Below are 21,070 nucleotides of genomic sequence, written 5' to 3' on the forward strand. Positions count from 1 at the left end.
GACAAGTGGGTTATTTAAAGAACATGACCGACACACACAGGATACCAATAATCAGCACCAGCAGATTAGCCACTGACCGGTATGAACGTAGCGCAGGCACCAGCCAGCAGGAGAGTGTCGGCATAATAAACAGGATGAGGGCGATCAACGGACCACTAATCGCATAAATCATCGATAATGCGTTTGGATTCATGCAGCAAACGATAAAGGTGATCGCCGAGACGATAGCCACCGACAGACCGCGACTCAGTTTTGCTCCCGGGTGATATCCGGCTTGTTGGGCAGCGGAGGAGACCAGTTGGCTGGCTCCTTCGATTACACCAAAATAGGTGCCGAGGAAGGATTTTGACATTGCGACCACTGCCACAATAATTCCAGCAATGCTCAGCCAGCCCGCAGAAGAGGGCATCATTGCCAGTGCAGAGAGAATGGTCAGACCCTGTTGTTTGGCCAGCAACACATTCGACGCCGGAATCGACATAAAACAGCTGAATACAAAAAACATCACGCTGACAGCAATAATCAGGTAGGCAACTTTCATGATCTTTTTGCATTTAGCCATAGCCTGATCAGCATATTTTTCGCGTTGTGCCACGGCAAACGTCGAAATGATCGGTGTATGGCTAAACGCAAACACCATTACTGGAACAGAGAACCAGATATCATGCAGCGTGGAGGGTGTGTATGTCAGTCCGGAAGTGAGCAGTGAAGGCTGCCAGTGGCTGGTGAGGTAAAACGACAGAAACAGGAACCAGGCAATCAACGGAAACACCAGAAGACCCATGACTCTGATGGTTACCGTGCGACCGGTCAGAAATATCAGATTTAGCACTGCCACGACTCCCAGACTCAGCATCACCCGGGTACTTTGACCGACCTGCATATGCTGCGCCAGTTGTTCTGCCAGCGAATTAGTAATGGCCACTGCATAAATCAGGATAACCACAAAAAATGCAATGAAATACAGGCCAGAGATGAAATTGCCGACTTTCTGGCCAAAAAACTGCCGGACTGCAGCGGTGATCCCATCCTGATGAGGATCGCATTGAGATGCCAGAATAAACTGACACAGCGCTTTATGCGGCCAGTAGGTTAAAGGCCAGGCAAGAATTGCAGTCAGGAATAACACAACCGCACCTGCTGAACCTAGCTGAATAGGCAAAAATAACGTGCCGGCGCCAACGGCAGTTCCATATAGTGCAAAACTCCACAAAGTCTCTTCTTTTGACCAATATTTCATCATTGTGCGGTAATTTCCACCAGATAACTAATAAAAAGTGGCTTAATCTATCATAATAAACAGTGATATGTTAGCAGGGTGGGTCAGACATAAATGTAAGAGAAATGGTTATTCATCTGGTTTTGATGTCCCGACAGGTTATTTATTGAGTTATCCGGGCGAGAAGCTTGTCGGGCAGGCCATAAACCAAGGGTAGTAAATAAAAATCCAGTCGCTTCACGCCATGATTTTAATTTCCGTTATAATTGCCAGCCGGGCATCTGCCTTAAATGGATACTGAGTAAACAGCCTGTCTGTGGCAGCAGAATGCAGCTGGCATAATTTGAAGAGGAAATGCTATGAAAATCTGGGCTCTGGGTGACGCAGTAGTCGATTTGCTTCCTGTCGGAGATATGCGTTATCAGGCCTGTGCCGGTGGTGCGCCCTTTAATGTGGCCGTCGGCGCTGCTCGTCTGGCCTGTGATACCGCTTTTATTGGCCGTGTCGGTGAGGATCAGTTTGGACGCTTTTTGCAAAAAACACTGGAAGAGCAGGGCGTGGATGCCGGACATATTGTCCGTGATGCCGCCCATCGAACCAGCACGGTGATGGTTGAGCTGGCTGAAAATGGTGAACGCAGTTTTTCGTTTCTGGTCAATCCCTCGGCGGACCAGTTCCTGACTACCGATGACCTGCCGGTTTTTCGACGTGATATTCTGCACTATTGCTCACTGGCCCTGGCGGCACCGTCCTGTCGTGAAACCACCAAACTGGCGGTGACACGGATAAAAGCGCAGGGTGGCTGGGTCAGTTTTGACCTCAATCTGCGTGAGCAGATGTGGACTGACAAGCAACAGATGCGCACCATTATCGAACAGCAATGCATGAATGCCGATATTTTAAAATTGTCAGATGAAGAGTTGCTGTGGCTGGCAAATGATGACAGTACACAGTGGCAACAGGCACTGGAAACATTGCAGCGTTTTCCCGCTACTCTGAAAATAATTACCCGTGGCAAACAGGGTGGAATAGTGATTTATCAGGATAAAACGGTCATTTTCCCGGGCTACAATGTGGAGAGTATTGATACTACCGGTGCCGGAGACGCATTTATGGCTGGATTACTGGCCTGGCTGGCGCGACACGGTATGCCTGAACACTCCAGACTGAGTTCGATGATTTCTCAGGCAAGCGCTTGTGGTGCACTGGCGACTACCCGTAAAGGGGCACTCCCGGCATTACCTACGCCGGTGCAATTGAACAGTTTTTTAAATGCCTCTGGTCTGCTTTCTGCTACCAGCGCCTGACGGGCAGTAGACTAATTTTCTGTTACGGGTAAATATGCCGCTAAGATTGGGCTGGGTAGTTTATTACACTGCTATCTGCCTAACTCTTGTTCTGTGTCAAACATGGTGAGAACAGTTCTCATTATAGTTCAGTGGGTAAATATTATGGCTGAATAAGGACTGTTTCTATGCCTGTACTTCCCGGACAGAGCTATCTTATCTGTGCTTTTGATCCGCAAATGCCACCGGCTTTCCGGCAAAAGCTGCTATCCCTGGGCCTGTTGCCGGGAACCCGCTTCCGTGCAGGGCGGATAGCGCCGTTGGGCGATCCTCTTGAGATACATACTGCCAGCCTGACGCTGATGCTGCGTCAAAGTGATTTACGCTTACTGATGCTGGAACCCTGTGCCGGGGCTTCAGGGGGCGGTAAACCATGATCCGGGAACCCTTGACTATCGGGCTGGTGGGTAATCCAAATACCGGTAAAACCACCTTGTTCAATCAGCTGACCGGATCCAGCCAACGGGTTGGCAACTGGGCAGGAGTCACGGTAGAACGTAAAGAAGGTTTTTTTGTCACGGCAAATGCGCTGGTCCATCTGGTGGACTTACCCGGCCTCTATTCGCTGACTATGAGTGCAGCAGACGCTGCAGTGGATGAACAAATCGCCGCACAGTTTATTGCCGGACAGCAGGCGGATGTACTGATCAATGTGACAGATGCCAGTTCTCTGCAGCGGGATCTTTGGCTGACATTGCAGTTACGGGCAACCGGTATTCCCTGCATCATAGTGCTGAATATGATAGATGTTGCCGGGCAACGTTCCATGACACCGGATGCACGGTTGCTGTCACAGTTACTCGGCTGCCCGGTGATCCCCATGATTTCTACCCGCAGCCAGGGGACGGAGCAGCTTAAGTCTGCAATCGATCATCTGAAACGCGGAGCGGTGCAACCCTTACCTACAGATTTATTGCCGGTGGCTGATGAGATTCAGGAGTGGGTAGCGCAGCTGGCCGCAGAAATTAAGCCGGAGTTTCAGCCACCGCTGCGTGACTGGCTGGCGATGCAGATTCTGGAAGGGGATATCGTTGCCCGTCACTGCCTTAAGGATCCTGAAAGGGAACCGGGATTTACCGACCCGCCGAAGAGAGAGGCCGTAGCATTACAACTGGCGACGATGCGTCAGCAGGCAGGGCAGAGGATTATCCAACAGGTGACAGCGCTACAGCAGGCCAGACCGCATCGTCTGACACAAATCCTTGACCGGATAGCCATGGATCGCATTCTGGGGATGCCTCTGTTTCTGTTGATGATGTATCTGATGTTCTTTCTGGCGATTAATGTGGGTGGGGCATTACAGCCAGTGATTGACCAGGCGACAGTAACCATTTTTATCCACGGCATATTGTGGCTCGGGCAGTTTCTGCCTTTCCCGGATCCACTGACTGAGTTTATAGCCTATGGACTGGGCGGCGGGATCAATACGGTTCTGCCACTGGTACCGCAAATAGGCATTATGTATTTGCTGATGACCTTTATGGAAGACAGCGGCTATATGGCCCGGGCCGCCTTTGTGATGGACAGGCTGATGCAGTGGCTGGGCCTGCCGGGGAAAGCCTTTGTCCCCCTGATTACCGGATTTGGCTGCAATGTTCCGGCGGTGACTGGCACGCGCACCCTGGATTCTCCACGGGAAAGGCTGATGACTATGCTCATGGCGCCCTTTATGTCATGCGGTGCCCGACTGGCCATTTTTGCGGTGTTTTCCTCGCTGTTTTTTAAACAGCAGGGCGCGCTGGCAGTATTTTTATTATATCTGACTGGCATAGTGGTGGCGATACTGACCGGATTATTGCTGAAATATACCTTGCTAAGGGGTGAATCCCGGCCCTTTATCATGGAACTTCCGCTCTATCATTTGCCTCACTTTAAAAGCCTGTTACAGCAAAGCTGGCAACGGTTACGGCAATTTATCTGGCGGGCGGGCAGAGTTATCGTGCTGTTTAGTCTGTTGTTAAGCGGCCTGAATAATTTCACTCTGCATGGCGAACTGGCGGGGCCGGGCAAGCCCCCTGCATTGCAGACGGTGGGGCGTTTTCTGACGCCATTACTGGGGCCGATGGGAGTAAAGCCCGATAACTGGCAGGCGACTGTCGGGCTGATTACCGGTGCGATGGCCAAAGAGGTTGTGATTGGTACCCTGAATACGCTCTATACTTCTGAACAGACAGATTTTAACCCGCAGCAATTTGATCCTCTTGCTGAACTGCGTGAAGGGTGGCAGGAAACTCTCGACAGCCTGTCATCGACGTTGAGTGCCGGAACTCTGGCTAATCCGTTGCTGGCCAGTCAGGGAGATGCGGAGGCAAACAGTAGGGCAGCCGTACTGATGCAGCAAAAATTTGCCGGCAGTCGCGGTGCATTTTGTTATCTGCTGTTTGTCTTGCTGTATGTACCCTGCGCATCGGTTATGGGCGCCATCAGCCGCGAAAGCCAGCGGCGCTGGATGTGGTTCTCGGTGTTATGGGGGCTCAGTATTGCCTGGTCGGTAGCGACACTCGGCTGGCAACTTTGTAGTTTTAGCCAACAGCCGATAAATGCAACACTGATTATCGGCGCGGTGCTGCTGTACAACCTGTTGCTGATGGGGGGATTATCACGTTGTCGGCCGTCTTTGCTGAAAACTCAGATGCCGGCAAGTCAATGTCGTGGATGTGATTCGGGTTCGACCTGTCACTGACTCTTTTTCGTATCTGCCGTCATGTCCGGCAGTTTTTTTGTTACCACTTAGCCCGGGAATTTTAATGAACAAAGTATCTGCCACTTTAATTCTGCTGTCTGCCACTATGACCAGCACTGTGTCACTGGCGGCGCCAGAGATAACCGATGCGCAGCTGAAACCTTATCCAGCGGCATCGGAAGGAATGCGACGATATGTGATGGTATTGCCACCACTCAATAATGAGCCTCAGCATCGGGTAGAACTGGTGATTGGCCGTAAGATGGAGACAGACTGTAATCGTTATCGGTTGGCGGGCAGGCTGACAGAGGAAACCGCAAAAGGCTGGGGTTACAGCTACTATACTGTCACCGTACAGCCGGAGGTGATTTCAACCCGTATGGCCTGTACTGACAGCCAGAAAAAAACTACCCTGGTGACACTGCCGGCCGCGTCGCAACAGTTAATCCGCTATAACAGTAAATTGCCGCTGGTGGTGTATGCCCCTAAAGATATTGAGGTCGGGTATCGGGTCTGGCAGGCAAATCCGCAGATTGTTCCGTCACAGGTTCGCTAAACCAGATGGCACCGGAGTCCTTCCGGTGCCATCCGGACTTAGGATTTCGCCGGACTAAGCGCCAGTCCGGGTTTCAGAAGGGCATACATCCCACCGGTGACCAGGCTACCGATAATAATCGACAGCAGATACATACCAACGTGACCCACAGCATGCGGAATTGCCAGCACAAACAGACCGCCATGAGGTGCCATCAGGGTACAGCCAAAATACATGGATAATCCGCCTGCCAGTGCTCCTCCGGTCATGGTGGAAGGAATCACCCGCATCGGGTCACGTGCCGCGAAGGGTATGGCTCCTTCCGAAATAAAACACAATCCCAATACAAATGATGCTTTACCTGCCTGCAGTTCCTGACTACTGAATTTAGATTTTGCCAGCCAACAGGCAATACCCATCCCCAGAGCCGGCACCATTCCTGCCGCCATAATTGCCGCCATTGGACCGTAAGACTGTGATGCCAGTAAACCGACCCCAAAGGTGTAAGCTGCTTTATTGACCGGCCCACCCAGATCAAAGCACTGCATGGCACCCAGCAACACGCCAAGCAGTACCGCGTTGGCGGTGGTCATACTGGCAAGGAAATGTGTCAGACCTTCCATGACCCGCGCCACTGGGCCGCCAACCACGAAGATCATGACCAGGCCGGTGACCAGTGTTGCCAGCAACGGGATCACCAGCACCGGCTTCAGGGCTTCCATCGACGAGGGCAGACTAATTTTCTGTGCCAGCAAGCGTGCGGTATATCCGGCAAGAAAACCTGCCACTATCCCGCCTAAAAATCCTGCGCCCCCTGTTGCAGCCAGCATACCGCCGATCAACCCCGGCGCCAGACCCGGGCGATCTGCAATCGAATAAGAGATATAGCCGGCTAAGACCGGCACCATCAGGGCAAAAGCGGCTTTACCGCCAATTTCCATTAACGCTGCGGCCAGGGTTCCGGGTTGTTTAAAAGCCTGGATACCAAATACGAAAGACAACGCAATGCACAACCCTCCAGCCACCACCAGCGGTAACATATGCGACACGCCGGTCATTAAATGTTTATAGACTGAGGGTAATTCGGTCTTCGTGGCGGATGAACTGGCGGCGACTTTACTGCCATAGACAGTGGCGGAGTTACAGGCATCGGTCAGCGTCTGCTCCGATTTTTTCAGTGCCATACTGGTACTGGTTCGGTACAGCCGTTTGCCATTAAACCTGGCGAGATCCAGCTCAATATCGGCAGCAATAATCACAACATCAGCCTGCCGGATATCATCGTCAGTTAGCGTATTACGTGCCCCCACGGAGCCCCGGGTTTCGACATGGATAGGAAAACCGAGTTTATCCGCCGCCGTTTTCAGAGCTTCTGCGGCCATAAAGGTATGTGCGACACCGGTAGGGCATGCGGTGACAGCCACGATGCGTTGGTTCATAGGATACACCTTTTCATTACGTTAATTGTTATTGGTAAAACAGGTGCCTGTAGGTTGCAGGGTACAGAGTTCGTCAGCTTATTGTCTGGAGTAAGCGGCTGCCTGCTTAAACAATTCATCCGACGGACGGATGCCGGTGTACAGTGCAAATTGTTCTACCGCCTGAATAGCAAACACTTCTGAGCCGGTGATCACCGTTTTATTCATTTCGCGGGCACAGTTAATCAGCGGGGTGGTTTCCGGCAGAGCGACCACATCAAAAATGATCTGCGCTGCACGAATCTTGTCTTCACTAAAGGCCAGGGCATGCTCTTCGCTACCGCCCGCCATCCCGACCGGTGTGGCATTAATCAACAACTGTGGCTGCAGAGACTCTGGTTCTGTGGCGGTCTGAAAACCACAGAACTCTGCCAGTTGCTCTGCACTCTCTGTATTGCGACTGATAATTCGCCCGTCACGGAATCCGGCGTCCTTCAGAGCACAGGCGACAGCCTTAGCCATACCGCCACTGCCAAGTAATACAAAGCTTAACTGGTTATCTACCTGGTACTGTTTCAGAAGGGCCGCAATTGCCATGTAATCGGTGTTATAGGCTTTCAGATACCCGTCGGTATTAACGATGGTATTTACTGAGTGAATCGATGATGCGGAGATATCCAGTTCGTCCACCAATGGGATGCACTGTTCTTTAAATGGCATCGAAATTGCGCAGCCACGAATCCCTAACGCGCGGACACCGCCGATCGCCGCCGGCAGATCTTTGGTGGTAAATGCTTTATACAGATAATCCAGATCCAGCGCGTCGTAGAGGAAATTATGGAAACGGGTACCAAAGTTACTGGGGCGTGCGGCCAGTGACATACAAATAGTTGTGTCTTTATTCAGATGACGGGTCATGATGGACTCCTTATACGGTCGGCGATCGCAACAGCGGGTAGTGGTATAACGGCAATTGCGATTCAACCCGGTGAAAGCTTGCTGTGAGATGAATAATGAACTAAAAAGAGGAAGTTAAAAACGGCTGACTTTTTACCAGAGGAGTTCCGCTTTTATGTCTGAAACACGACTTGAACAACATTACCGCCGTCTGCTGAAATTATTCCCGTCCCGTCAGGCGACCCTGACGCTAGGCAGCCTGGCAGACCAGCTATGTTGTAGTAAACGCCATATGCGGGGCTTATTGCTACGAATGCAGGACGCAGGCTGGCTGGAATGGCAGCCCTCCGCTGGGCGGGGACATCATTCACGACTGACTCTGCGCAGCAGCGAACAGCAGTTGCTACTGTCAAAAGCGGAACAGTTGCTGGATGGCGGCGACATCGGCAGTGCTGTACAGTTGCTGGATCATGAACAACCGCTGGTCGCTTCCTTGCTCAGGAAAAAGCTGGGTTACAACGTCCGCCAGGATCACCAGTCTCTGCGTATCCCTTATTACCGGACCATGCCCAATCTATTCCCGGGGACTCCGTTACGCCGTTCTGAAGCGCATCTGGTTAAACAGATTTTTAGTGGCCTGACACGGGTGGATCCGCAGACCGGAAGTGTGCAGCCAGACCTGGCACATTTCTGGTCACAGCAGGATGAACTCCACTGGTCGTTCCATTTACGTCCGGCGGTACGGTTTCATGACGGAAAAGAGCTGAACAGCCAGGATGTGGTGGCTTCGTTAACCCGTAGCGCCGCATTGCCATTGTTTTCCCATATCAGGCGGGTTACCGCCCCGGGAAATCTGACGGTCAGGATTGAACTCAGTCAGCCGGACCCTCAGTTACCTCTGTTACTGAGCGATATTGCTGCGTTAGTCCTGCCGTCTGATTATGCAGACCGGCGGAATTTTGCCTCACAACCGGTAGGGACTGGCCCTTATCTGGTCGCAGAAAATGACCAGTGGCATTTAAGGATGCAGGCCTTTGATGATTATTTCGGTTATCGTGGATTACTGGACGAAATTGAGGTTATTGTCTGGCCGTTATCCGGCAACATCGGCGAAGCGTCCGCGGACGGGCCTCCTGTCACTTCGCCTGCGACTACACCCGCCGCCTGGCTCAGTTCAAGTCTGAGCGATATTGAATATACCTCAGGCATGGCCGCGGGACTGAGTGGAACCCCTGCAGACGTCTCCGGGGAGATGTTTTTGGAGAAGGGGGGGTACTTTCTGCTGTGTGACAGCCGTTCCCCTTACTGGCAGCACATGACTCACCGGCGCTGGATCCGTGAACAGCTAAATCCTTATGTGTTGATCCAGCGTTTTATCGCGCCGATCCGCCCGTTCTGGGTACCCGCCGGCAGCCTTCTGCCGGACTGGTTACACACGATGGATGAAGGTCCGGCAAAACCGCCGCCACGACTCAGCCAGCCAGCCAGCGAAGCCATTGTGACGCTGGCATATCACCGGCAACATCCGGAATTCACTATGCTGGCCTGCGAAATGCAGTATATTTTGCAACAGCAAAATATTACGCTGCGACTGCTGGAACTGGACTATGAACAGTGGGCGCGTGGTGAAGCTGAAGCCGATTTGTGGCTAGGAACGGTGAATTTTGCGGTGCCGGAAAGCTGGAATGTCGGCGCGTGGCTGCTCGGTATGCCGTTACTGAAACACTCAGTCTCCGGTGGCGACATGCAACAATTCTCTGCCTGGCAACAGGGCTGGCGTGACCAGTCACTGAGTGGCAAGCAACTTGCCCGTGAAGTGCTGCGTAATGGCTGGCTACAGCCGCTGTTTCATCACTGGATGCGTCTGAAAAGCCCTGGACAGGCGCAGGGGATCCACCTGAATAACCTGGGCTGGTTTGACTTTACCCGGGCCTGGATGGTACCGCCGGAGCAGTAGCATTACAGATAGCTGGTGCGCATGACTTCTCCGCAAAACAGCAGATTCTTGGGGTATTTCTTCTGTCGCTGGCTGATCGCAGCCTGGCAACGGGACTCAGTGGAGTACAATGCGACAGAAACCGGCATCACCCGGGAGTGAGCAAGCATCAAAGCGACAAATCCGGCTATCATCTGAAACCTCCGGTAACGTTATGATTAAACTACATAGTTCAGTGTAGCTGAAGCAGAGGATTTTTCGTTCAGTAATGTGTTTTGATTGGCTAACCTGGGTAACAACCCGTTTCAGAGTAATCCTAAAAATAAGTATCGGAAGATAAAACAGCGGGCAAGTACTGGCCTTCCCGCTGACATATCCGGCTTAAAACATCTGGGCAATATCCAGTTGGCTCATCAGCAAGGAATTGGCACTGTAATCTACAGGAATGGCCACCACGGCGGGTCCCTGCACATCCATCGCGGCACGCAAGGTGCTTTCCAGAGTGTCAGAGGAGGTCACCGCAAATCCTTTGGCACCAAAAGCCTCGGCATAAGCCTTGAAGTCGACAGGCCCGAAATCAACTCCTGAGGTCCGTGCATATTTCTTATCTTCCTGAATCGCCACCATGTTGTAGCAGTTATCCACCCAGATAATATGCAGAATGTTGACTCCCAGCCTGACGGCCGTTTCCAGTTCCATACTCGACTGCATAAAACCACCGTCACCGGAAACTGAGACAACCTTGCGACCAGGATCAACCAGCGCTGCGCCAATGGCCCAGGGCAGGGCAACCCCCATGGTTTGTTGGCCGTTAGAAATTAACAACTGACGGGCACGGAAACTGTACAGGTAACGGGCAATCCAGATATGAAAGCTTCCCATATCTACGCACAGTGTCACATCATTGTTCACAATGTCCTGCATGGCCCGGACCAGCCGTAATGGGTGAATAGCGAACTGCTGCAGGCTGTGACCTTTTTGTGCCAGCAGTTCACGCTGCTGTTGGCGCTCCTGCAGGATTCTGGTAGCGCCGCTGCTCAGCACATAGCGCTGGTTTACCTGTTCGGTCAGTAAGTCCAGGGTTTCGGCGATATCACCGACCAGTTCGTTATCAGGCGTATAATGGCTGTCACTTTCGGCGGGCAGAACATCGATATGTACCAGTTTCGCCGTACCAGGATTCCATTTAGCCGGTTCATATTCTACCGGGCTGTAGCCGACGGTAATGATCAAATCTGCGTTACGCAGTAACTGATCACCGGCCTGATTATTGAACAGACCGACACGGCCGGCAAAGCGTGAAAAGTGGTTCTGATCAATCACCCCGGCTGCCTGATAAGTGCTGGTCACGGGAATTTCACTGTTATTTAGTAAGCGGCGGACGGCATCAGCATTTTTCGGCTGACTGGCCATTAGTCCCAGTAACAGCACGGGATCTTTGGCATGACGTATCAGCTCCGCGACCTCAGCAATAGCTTTACGCGGTGCACTACCGGCGGTGGGTAACCGTGCCGGCAGCACCTGACCGCTGGCAGGTTCATTGATAATATCCATCGGCAGGCTGATAAAGGCAGCCCCCGGACGGCCAAACTCAGCGGCACGGAAACCATTGGCTAACACTTCGGCAATCGCGGATGACGATGTGACCTCTGCCGCGTATTTAGTGACCGGCCGGAACATGGAGACGGTATCCATCGTCTGGTGCACCTGCTTCAGGTGGTCCATCCGGCTGACGGCACCACCGATAGCGACAAACGGGTCGCCTTCTGAGTTTGCCGTTGCTGCGCTGGTAATCAGATTCGAACAGCCCGGACCGGAGGTGACCAGCGCAACCCCGGCTTTACCGGTCAGACGACCAATCGCCCCGGCCATAAACCCGGCATTGGCTTCAAGCCGGACCGGCACCGTAATGATGGGCGAATCTTCCAGAGAGTCAAACACCCGGTCGATTTTTGCGCCCGGAATACCGAACACATAGTTGACCTGTTGCTGTTCTAACTGGGCGACCACTAAATCTGCGCCACATTTCCATTCTGTTTGTTTTTTTGAATTCTGCAAAATAGGCTCCTTACTCAGCCAGGGGGGCTGGATTAACCTTCGACAGACTGAATAGCAGCACTCAGATCATCGGGATTAAGGTCGGCATGACGGAAATCGTTATCGGACGGGAAATCGATCACCAGTTTTTCGATAGTTCCAAACGTCAGACGCCCTTCACCGATGACGTAATCAAGTAAATGCCCGCCGCTACTGCGTTGCTGGTTAATAAAATGCTCGTGATAGCCAGCCACATTGATGCCCTGCATATAGTCAGGAGTCAGAAAGCCCACCAGTACACCGTCCTGATGTTCGAAATGGAACACGGGTTGTTCTTCTACGGCCTGCATCATCGGTTTATACGGACGCTGCTGTTCCGGGACGGTACGGGTGTCGGCTTTGTCGAAATGGCCGTCGATGCGCAGGGCGCAAAACAGGTTTTTGCTGGCAATGGTCTCATCAATAATCTGATGAATCTGCTCTCTGGTATGGGGAGTTGTGATGGTGTATTCGTGAGTCGGGTTGAAGAAAGTCATCACCGCAAAAGGTGTTTTCTGTTCTGCGTGGGCAGGGCGGGCAGTCCCGTCACTGCGTAGCTGGAAAACATGACTATTAAAGGCAATCATTTCTCCGTCGAGATGATTAAAGGTGCCCAGACCAAAATCACCGTGGTCCAGTAACTGACGGATGGTCGTTTCTCCTTCATAAACACCGCTCAGTAATGCGCTCATCAATGACGCCTGGTAGATAACATTTTCACCACGCTGATGCTCTAGCTTCAGGGCGGCCCGGGTAATGTCACTAAGACATGTACAACCGCAACTGGCTGTTTCCATGATGGTTTCCTGTAAATATCGTTTATCACCTTGAGGACTACAGGTTGACAGGAAGCCTGCGACAATACCAATATGATGGGCTGTCCACTTTAAGACGTTTTTGATATGGAATTGCGCCATTTACGCTATTTTGTGGCTGTTGCCGAAGCGGGGAATTTTACCCGTGCAGCCGAGGCCCTGGGAATATCACAACCCCCGTTAAGCCAGCAAATACAGAGGCTGGAGCATGAATTAGGCAGCCCGCTCTTTCACCGGCTGACCCGCACGGTGGAACTGACCCCGGCAGGGCAGGTACTATATGAAGATGCTATTAAAATACTGAAAATGTCTGATGCGGCCTTTGAAAAAGCCCGCAGTGTGGGACGGGGGCTAAGCGGGTCATTACGCATCGGATTTGCATCCTCTACCGCACTCAACCCACAGGTATTCTCCCTGTTGCACAGCTTCCGGGAACACTACCCGATGATTAATTTGCATCCAGGGGAGTTGCATATGTCCGCTCTGGTGAATGAACTGCTGAAAGGCAGTATCGATCTGGCGTTTATCCGCTTACCCTGTGCCCGCAGCCATGAACTTGAGTTCAGGGTGATGGATACCGAACAGATGGTGGTTGCCTTACCGGCCAACCATCCGCTGGCGGGTAGAGCCGAACTCTCGTCGCTGGCAGAACTGGCGGATGAAACACTGATTATCTTTCCCCGCGAAATTTCCCCGGGTCTCTATGACTCGGTGATCAGCGCCTGTACCCGTTCCGGCTTTAATCCACCTACCGTGGCTCAGGCTCCTCAGACAACCTCGGCCATCAGCATGGTGGCGACGGGCTTTGGTTATACGGTCGTGCCGGCTTCGCTGGGTAAAATTGATCAGGCGAATGTCCGTTATCTGCCAATTCAGGGAGCACCGCTCACCGCCCAGGTCGCACTGGCCTGGCGCCGGCATAATCTGAGTAAGGCAGGGGAGCATTTCCTGGCATTGCTGTAGTGGTGGCCGAGGCTGGTGGCGCAGACTCACACCGCCAGCCCCGATTCATCAGCCTCTGAAATCGCGGTCTTTCACAATTCTCAGCGGTTCGATGTCACTCTCTTTTTTAATCACCAGCGTCGGGTCGGAGCGCAGGCAGGCGCCGCCATAATGACCGCCGACCGTAAAGGTACAGACCTGAATATAACGCCCGGCCACCTGTGGCAGACACCATAATTGCTGGTAAATATTGGTCTGGTGTGCAAATTTACCGGCGGTTTCATCCAGTAACTGCTGCTGGTGACTGACCAACCCGATATTATTTCCGCACCGTCCGCCCACCGGTTTAATCGCATAACCAGTCTGTTTAAGCTCATCATTAACGGTAAAATCGGTATCCAGCAGATACTGATGATGCGGGAACAGTGACCAGAGAACAGGCAGAATCGCCTTATTGCCCGGAATGACTGTCCATAGTGGTTCGAAAACCATCACTTCAGGACGTAACAGCACATCCATCAGTCGTACCTCGGCGGCTTCGCCGGTGCGGATCGGCAAGGCAGCGGCGCTGTCAGCTTCACTCTCCTGACGTAACTGCTCCAGAACCGTTTCCCATGCCCAGGTTTTCCAGACACAAGTCACTTCGCGCTGTTCAGCGTCAATCAGACGACCGGTTTCACTCCAGTGCAGTTCGCTCAGACCATGTAAAATCTTACTCTCGAATCCTCCTTCACGTAGTGCCTGTTGCATCAACAGTGCATGGTAGTTCTCTTCGACATCGTTATCCTGCAGGATGTGAACAAACGGCAAGGCATCACTATTTTTCCAGGCAGCGGACAGGTTTTCTACCAACCGGCGGCAAGGATCTTTACCCTCAGTCACACCCGCCTGGCGGGCCCAGTGTCCAAGGATAACCCCCGCTTCGGTATGGCAGGAGGCTGAATCCGCATTGTATTCGTAGACCTTCAGCCCCCGATGGTCGAGGCAAAAATCCAGCCGGCCGGTCACCATATGGTGGCGACGTCGCTGCCAGGACAACCGCAGGCGTGGCCAGAGGATCTCGGGAATATCAAACAACCTGAGTAAAGCATCATCGCGCAGTACCTTATCGGTAGCATGCAGATACATCAGGTGAAGTTCATTGGTGGCGCTGATCAGTTCCTGTTCCGCACTGCGGGAAATAGTAAAGTACTGGTACGGATCGGCATTGATCACATGACCATGGTTTGCGATGACATAGGCATGTTGTACCGGATCATTTTCATCCAGCCACGGGCCGGAAAACTGGCCCTGCTGGCTGACCTGTTGTGAGTGAATGTCAAGTAATGCAGCCTCGGTTTGCGGGCGGGGCAGGCTGTCATTGCTGTCGCAGGTCTGAACCATCCAGCCAAGAATTTCGGTGTCAGTGAAAGTATCCCGGAGATAAAAACCACCATCTTCACGGCGCAGCTCCAGTTCGCGTGTCCATTGCTGACCGGCAGGTAGCGGGCTGTGAATGACGTTTTGTTCAACGATTTGTACCCGGTCAGCAAATACCCGGGTAATCACGGCAACATGGCCGGTTTCGGCAAATTCTCCCCCCTGTTGCCAGATTAACAGGGCACCGGAGACAGGAGGACGCTGGCTGCCGTTAGCGTACGCCTGCAGGGGCAGAATTTCGTCGTTGATGACCTGGCGAAGAAAGCGCAGAGAAAAGATTTCATAGGCCATTCGGACATCGGTAAATACCATGCCGTAGTTGAGATAAAGAAACCGCCGGGCAAATTCCACACACTGCCACTTGTAACCCATAAATTCGCTGCCCAGATAACTGCGCATCGAATTATCATCAGGATATTCTTCGCTATCCAGCGAATCATAATCGGACGAATAAATAGCCACACCCCCGGGAGCATATCCCAGCAGAGTACCAAAGGGTGCATGTTGATTAGTGAGAGCCACAGTCATACTTTTTGCCTTATGCCATACAGAAAAACAGCCCGAAGGCTGCTTGATACTGACAGTGGCACGCAATGGCTCGCTGGCCGCTACGTGCTACATTGGCCCGGAGCAGGATACTGAACAGAGGGTTCAGCAGATGAGGCGGGTGCCAATATCATAGCACCGTTTTATCAGGATGTGAGTGCCGGCTGGCATTCGGGTGAAAGTGACGTTGTCACTCTGTTCAGGATTACTGACAGCTTTACCCTGATCCTTATTCGCCTCTGTTGCGGGTCAATTATAACGCAATAGTCAGTTCTCCCAGTTTACTCACCAGCGCCATATTTTCCCTGTAATCAACCGGGCAGGCGATCACCGTGACGCCATCGTCATTCAGTGCCTGATTCAGCGCAGGTAACAATTCAGCCGCATGGCTAATCAGATGTCCCGTGGCGCCGAAACTTTCTGCATATTTCACAAAATCGGGGTTACCAAAGTCCACAGAATCATGTGCACCTTCTTCGATATCCATTTTCCACTTAATCAGTCCGTAACTGCCGTCGACCCAGATCAGAACCACCAGTGGGATTTTTTCGCGAACGGCTGTTTCTATCTCCTGAGAATTCATCATAAAACTACCGTCACCCATGACCGCTAATACCTTACGCTCAGGAAAGGCCAGTCGTGCGGCCAGCGCACCAGGCAGGGAGAAAGCCATCGTCGATAATCCGTTAGAAGTCAGGCAGGTCAGGGGGTTCCAGGCAGGATACAAACGCGATACCCACATTTTAATTGCTCCGGTATCTGCCAGCACAATATCATCATCCCCCATGGCGGCGCGCATATCAGCAACAATACGTTGAGGTTTAAGCGGAAAACTATTGTCCAGGCGACCATTCTCCAGTTCTTCAAGACGTAGCTGACGAATTTTGGTCTCAGCGGGTTGCTGATGAAGTGGGGAACTCCCGAGGGCTTCAGACAGTGCCTGTAGACTCATTGATATATCGGCAATAACGCTGACTTCGGTCGAATAGTGGCTGTCGGTATCCGGCAAAAAGCTGTTGATATGAATGATCCGTTTATTTCCTCCGGGATTCATTCTCTCCGGAGCAAATTCCTGCAATTCATAACCCACAGCCAGAATGACATCCGCCTGGTCGAAGGCAAAATTTTCATAATCGTGGCGCATGAAACCCATCACTCCCAGCGAGTGTGTACTGCGGTCACTGATTACCCCTTTGCCCATAAACGTGGTGGCGGTTGGGATCTGAAACTGTTCAACAAACTGATTTAACGCCACCGATGCGTTCTGACGTGCGACACCATGACCGGCGAGAATAACCGGAAAACGGCTGTCACGCAGTATTGCTGCAGCCGTGCTAATCGCATGACTGTCCGGAGCAGAAAGATGAGATTTGACCGGCAATAAGGGGTGTAAATCATCCGGAACCGGCATCGCTTCCACATCCTGCGGCACAGCAAGATAGGTTGCTCCGGGCCGTTCCTGCTGAGCAATGCGGAAGGCTTTACGGACCATTTCTGCAGTGGATTGTGGGGTAAAAATCGTCTCTGCCCACTGGGTCACCGGCCTGAACATTGCCGTCAGATCGACAATCTGGTGAGATTCTTTATAAATACGGTTTAATCCCACCTGCGCTGAAATGGCGACCAGTGGGCTGGAATCCGTCTGTGCGTCCGCAGTACCAAGTAACAGGTTGATTGCACCAGGTCCGAGCGTGGCGGTACAGACTCCGGCCTTACCGGTCAGACGGCCATAAATATCGGCCATAAACGAGGCTGCCTGCTCGTGGCGGACCAGAATAAAACGTATTTTTTCCGAGGCCGTAATAGCCCTGACAAATTTGATATTTTCCTCTCCCGGAATACCAAACACATATTCGACGCCCTCGGCTTCAAGGCAGGAAACCAAAAATTCTGCGACATTTCTCGTCTGATGAGTCATACATTTTCTCCCAAACTACGGTTTTCATTTAACACCAGGTAGCGGAAATTAGTTACCCCCAAGGTAGTACAATAATCCGCCCATAGTGATGATGGAAAATAAGGTACTGAAGAACAGAATCGAGGCTATTTCCTGTTCTGCGGTGTTGTACTGAACCGCCAGGATGACACATACCGATGCCGTCGGAATAGCCATGCTGACCACCGATAAATGCAGCGTTTGACGGTCTGTATGCAGCCAGACAGCCAAGGCCAGGATTGCCAGAGGTAGCAGAATATTTTTGGCGAGTACTGCCAGAACCACAGTACGATTAATGACGACATGGTAGGAGTAGAGGATAATTCCTGACGCAAACAGCGCAACACCGCCGGTAGTACCACCAAGCAGTTGTAATGCACTGCGGATTTGTTCGGGAATATGCAGATTAAGCAGTAATAAGATTAAGGCCAGCAGTGGGGCCCAGACCACCGGCTCTTTTAAAGTATGCAGAATATGCTGCATAAATCCTGCTCCCTTTCTGTCAGGAGAGCCTGCGGAAAGGATTAATAAGGTCACCGGGACCTGGAACAGGTTCATAATAATACTGCATAAAGCGATGGGTAGGGTGCTGATAGTGCCATACAAATGCCCCATCACTGGCACGCCAACAAAAGGCACTGCGGGACCGGCTATCGCCAGTGCCAGCAGAGCGGCAAGGCCTGAAGGTTGCCGGAAAAGGTAGTGTACCAGTACAAAAACCAGCAGGTAACCGCCTATCATTCCTGCCATTAATATCAGCGCGATGGTGCCCTGAGAAAGTAGTACCGATCGTGACAACCCCATCATTCCGGCGAATAGTGTCAGTGGCAGAGCGTACAGCATAACCATCCGGTTAAGTATTGTCCCCTGAGCGGAATCAAAATCGTGGTGCCAGCCGGCCAGAAACCCCAGTAGCAATGTCACAACGATGGGTAACAGTGCCGCAATAATTAACGTAATCACCATTTCTCCTGCTATTTTCAGGTGAAATCACTGGTGCGTAGACCAGGACAGAAGGTGAAACATACAGTAGTCATAATTAACCATGATGTATACAGGGGTATAGGGGTGCCAAAAGCGATAAGGGGAATGATATGTCTTCTGGTTACAGATTGTTGTAAGTTGTTCCTGAGACCCTGAGCCGGAACCCGATAAATTATTGTTGTCACGAATTTGTGGTTAACTATCTGTTTATAATTGGTATTTTATGATGTGATAAGGTGGGGTGTTTGACGGGTTTATTTCACCCCTCAGCCTGGTGATGATTGAGAGGAGTCGGGATTATCTCTGAGGCGGACCACTAACCTATTTTATGTTACTCAATATTTACTGGCCGAAAATCACGCTATCTCATTTTTTAGGAATAAATTATATTTATGATTTATTCAGAGCTAAATAAAAAATCAACTATCTAATGGTTTCAATGTTCCAGTTTTGCCTGGGTTAATGGGTATACTTGCTGCGCAGAGGGATCTACATTTAAGGATGGAAGGCAGAATGCGATGAAAGTGAACGAAGCGAATCTTTTGAAATCAGGTTTCAGTAGCCTCGATATTCAGAAAATAAAAAATAACACCAAAAATTACGGTGGTTCAATGAGCGATACCATCGAGGACCTGGCAAACCGCTTTGTCATCGCGATGTTTGTTGTGGTTGGTTGCCTTGCCGTTTTCGTTTTGCTGGTTCTGTTTGGTTCAACCGAAAGCCTTTTCGCTGGTTCTGTTGGGCTTTTTTGCGCTATTGCGGTTGCAATATTTGTACAACCGCCAATGCTTGCCTATAAATCATGGCGTTATAAAAAAATAAATCGGAGTTAGGTTTATTTATTATCTGTGGACAAAAGGTCAAAAATGACCTTTGCTTTTACACCATAACCCACAATTTTCATCGTTAGTTTTGGTCTGCTCATGGTTTCAACTTTTCGGTAATAATCCCGGGGAATCCATCTGAATCATCGCCAGGCACCGGGTTTTCTTGAAAGACCCAAAATGCTATAGACACCGGCACTTAACGTAACTGCATTATAAAATGCTAACCCTGATTCAGGTGTAAAACCCATATACTTAGCAGCTTCCATCGAACTGTCTGCAAATAGTCCCTCTGTGTTGGATTGTTCGCCATAACGAAGATAGCGGGCCTCTTTTGTTATCCCATTGATACCGTCAACGAAAAGTATACCCCCGGCAAGGACTCCAATTGGAGTCATTGTCGACATCATGATCATTCCACCAAACAGTGCTGCACCTGATACCACAATATAAACAGCAGAAATTACATATCCAAAGATTTTGTTATTTTCCCGGACAAACTCCACTTTGGCATAAAGTTTCGCCGCTTTTGTACGCAGCATCCGACCCTGCTCTTCAAGATTTTCGGTTTCTGCCCTGAGTTTTTTTACGCAGGCTATACATTCTTGATCTGATTTCGCGCGCCGGGCTGCAGCAAACTGCTGCTCAACAACCTTTTTTATTTCCTGAACAAACTTCATCCGGGTCAGACCATCCCGAAGATGGAAGGAGCACAGCATATTCGCTGTATTAATAAGCTTTCTGGCCTCAAGATTAACCATTGTTTCTGCCCAGTTTTTATTCCTGCCTGAGCACATCATATCAGGTAATGCTGCATCCATTTTTGTACTCCCTGTATATTATATCGCCGATGATACCCTTTATTTCAGCGGTAAACCGTCGTTTCAGTCTCAAATGAGCACGTCTCGATATGCCTGTTTTTAGATACCACCTTAAATTGAAACGCCCCGCCGAATCATAGTCAGAGCCAAAGCTGTCGCCGGATGGAGCTTCCAACAAACCGAACACCTGGGGCCATTAAAGTTAACCGTCCGTCATTATGCCAATGATGAGCATCATTGTCGGTGGATCGACCCGGTGAAACCGGCGAGAAAGCCGTCATGCCTTCTCCGGGTCATCTGTTATGGAAAGCGTGGTGAAATCAGAAAACGCGACCGTGAGGGGCAGGATGGTAAGTCTGGTGCGCCGGGCCCGGTGACCAATGCGGTAGTGCTCTGGAAAACGCATTAGATGCAGGAAGCGCTTTCACATGTCAGGATTATCGGGGAAATGCCAGAGGATGAACATATTGTCCGCCAGTCAGCGCTTTTGACCGGGAACATCAATATGCCGGGAGATTGTACGTTCACGCTGCCCGAGGGTATCTGAAGGGGGAGTTGAGACCATTGAATTTCAATATAAACCAAGAATTATCTCTTTAGTGTGTTTTATATCATTGCTCGCCAAACGCCGACGTTGAGCAGCCATTACCAAACGATTGTTCAGAATAAGCCC

Annotated in this window: 16 protein-coding genes and 2 pseudogenes; 8 read left to right on the top strand and 10 right to left on the bottom strand. The window is 51.1% G+C overall.

Annotation, left to right across the window (positions count from 1 at the left end):
- Positions 1-10: 10 nt before the first annotated feature.
- Positions 11-1,243: an aromatic amino acid transport family protein gene (locus tag HA49_RS02695; protein ID WP_038020260.1), complete on the bottom strand. Its 1,233-nt coding sequence runs from the start codon at positions 1,241-1,243 to the stop codon at positions 11-13.
- A gap of 335 nt (positions 1,244-1,578) precedes the next feature.
- On the opposite strand from HA49_RS02695, the gene HA49_RS02700 reads away from it, so the two are divergent.
- From HA49_RS02700 to eco, 4 genes are all read left to right on the top strand, one after another.
- Entirely contained in the window at positions 1,579-2,526 is a 948-nt protein-coding gene (locus HA49_RS02700) for an aminoimidazole riboside kinase (protein WP_038020262.1), read from the top strand.
- Positions 2,527-2,693: 167 nt separating this feature from the next.
- Positions 2,694-2,942 (top strand): FeoA domain-containing protein, encoded by a 249-nt coding sequence (locus HA49_RS02705; RefSeq protein ID WP_038020265.1) that lies wholly within the window; start codon positions 2,694-2,696, stop codon positions 2,940-2,942.
- A complete protein-coding gene (gene feoB / locus HA49_RS02710) occupies positions 2,939-5,248 on the top strand; it encodes a Fe(2+) transporter permease subunit FeoB (RefSeq protein WP_038020267.1) in 2,310 nt (769 codons plus the stop codon). The genes HA49_RS02705 and feoB overlap by 4 nt, the downstream gene beginning before the upstream one ends.
- A 64-nt stretch (positions 5,249-5,312) precedes the next feature.
- Positions 5,313-5,804, top strand: a complete 492-nt coding sequence (gene eco / locus HA49_RS02715) for a serine protease inhibitor ecotin (RefSeq protein WP_038020270.1) — start codon at positions 5,313-5,315, stop codon at positions 5,802-5,804.
- A gap of 38 nt (positions 5,805-5,842) precedes the next feature.
- Here eco and HA49_RS02720 read toward each other — a convergent pair whose 3' ends face one another.
- Positions 5,843-7,222 (bottom strand): fructose-specific PTS transporter subunit EIIC, encoded by a 1,380-nt coding sequence (locus HA49_RS02720; RefSeq protein ID WP_084706351.1) that lies wholly within the window; start codon positions 7,220-7,222, stop codon positions 5,843-5,845.
- 78 nt (positions 7,223-7,300) lie between these two features.
- A complete protein-coding gene (locus HA49_RS02725; protein ID WP_038020272.1) occupies positions 7,301-8,119 on the bottom strand; it encodes a shikimate 5-dehydrogenase in 819 nt (272 codons plus the stop codon).
- 154 nt (positions 8,120-8,273) lie between these two features.
- Between HA49_RS02725 and HA49_RS02730 the strand changes: the two genes are divergently transcribed.
- Positions 8,274-10,055 (top strand): SgrR family transcriptional regulator, encoded by a 1,782-nt coding sequence (locus HA49_RS02730; RefSeq protein WP_038020277.1) that lies wholly within the window; start codon positions 8,274-8,276, stop codon positions 10,053-10,055.
- Between the two features lie 2 nt (positions 10,056-10,057).
- Here the strand turns inward: HA49_RS02730 and HA49_RS21355 are convergent, their stop codons facing one another.
- From HA49_RS21355 to budA, 3 genes are all read right to left on the bottom strand, one after another.
- Complete coding sequence (locus HA49_RS21355) at positions 10,058-10,228, bottom strand: hypothetical protein (protein WP_156994507.1); 171 nt, start codon at positions 10,226-10,228, stop codon at positions 10,058-10,060.
- A 187-nt stretch (positions 10,229-10,415) separates the two neighbouring features.
- The gene (gene alsS / locus HA49_RS02735; protein ID WP_038020282.1) at positions 10,416-12,092 is read right to left on the bottom strand and encodes an acetolactate synthase AlsS; all 1,677 of its coding nucleotides are present in this window, start codon (positions 12,090-12,092) and stop codon (positions 10,416-10,418) included.
- Positions 12,093-12,124: 32 nt separating this feature from the next.
- Positions 12,125-12,907, bottom strand: a complete 783-nt coding sequence (gene budA / locus HA49_RS02740) for an acetolactate decarboxylase (protein WP_038020285.1) — start codon at positions 12,905-12,907, stop codon at positions 12,125-12,127.
- A 105-nt stretch (positions 12,908-13,012) separates the two neighbouring features.
- Between budA and HA49_RS02745 the strand changes: the two genes are divergently transcribed.
- A complete protein-coding gene (locus tag HA49_RS02745) occupies positions 13,013-13,888 on the top strand; it encodes a LysR family transcriptional regulator (protein WP_038020288.1) in 876 nt (291 codons plus the stop codon).
- Between the two features lie 48 nt (positions 13,889-13,936).
- Here the strand turns inward: HA49_RS02745 and gss are convergent, their stop codons facing one another.
- From gss to HA49_RS02760, 3 genes are all read right to left on the bottom strand, one after another.
- Positions 13,937-15,814 (bottom strand): bifunctional glutathionylspermidine amidase/synthase, encoded by a 1,878-nt coding sequence (gss, locus tag HA49_RS02750; protein ID WP_038020291.1) that lies wholly within the window; start codon positions 15,812-15,814, stop codon positions 13,937-13,939.
- Between the two features lie 271 nt (positions 15,815-16,085).
- Complete coding sequence (locus HA49_RS02755; protein WP_038020295.1) at positions 16,086-17,750, bottom strand: acetolactate synthase large subunit; 1,665 nt, start codon at positions 17,748-17,750, stop codon at positions 16,086-16,088.
- A 48-nt stretch (positions 17,751-17,798) separates the two neighbouring features.
- Positions 17,799-18,731 carry an AEC family transporter gene (locus HA49_RS02760; RefSeq protein ID WP_038020425.1) on the bottom strand — a complete coding sequence of 311 codons (933 nt, stop codon included), beginning with the start codon at positions 18,729-18,731 and terminating at the stop codon, positions 17,799-17,801.
- Positions 18,732-19,270: 539 nt separating this feature from the next.
- Here HA49_RS02760 and HA49_RS02765 point away from each other — a divergent pair.
- A complete protein-coding gene (locus HA49_RS02765; protein ID WP_038020297.1) occupies positions 19,271-19,585 on the top strand; it encodes a hypothetical protein in 315 nt (104 codons plus the stop codon).
- Between the two features lie 2 nt (positions 19,586-19,587).
- On the opposite strand, the pseudogene HA49_RS02770 reads toward HA49_RS02765, so the two are convergent.
- A pseudogene (locus tag HA49_RS02770) lies at positions 19,588-20,397 on the bottom strand (DUF4225 domain-containing protein).
- A gap of 260 nt (positions 20,398-20,657) precedes the next feature.
- On the opposite strand from HA49_RS02770, the pseudogene HA49_RS22040 reads away from it, so the two are divergent.
- Positions 20,658-20,997, top strand: a pseudogene (locus tag HA49_RS22040) (Tn3 family transposase); the annotation flags it as partial.
- Positions 20,998-21,070: the final 73 nt, after the last annotated feature.

Source organism: Tatumella morbirosei (genome assembly GCF_000757425.2).
GTDB lineage: Bacteria > Pseudomonadota > Gammaproteobacteria > Enterobacterales > Enterobacteriaceae > Tatumella > Tatumella morbirosei.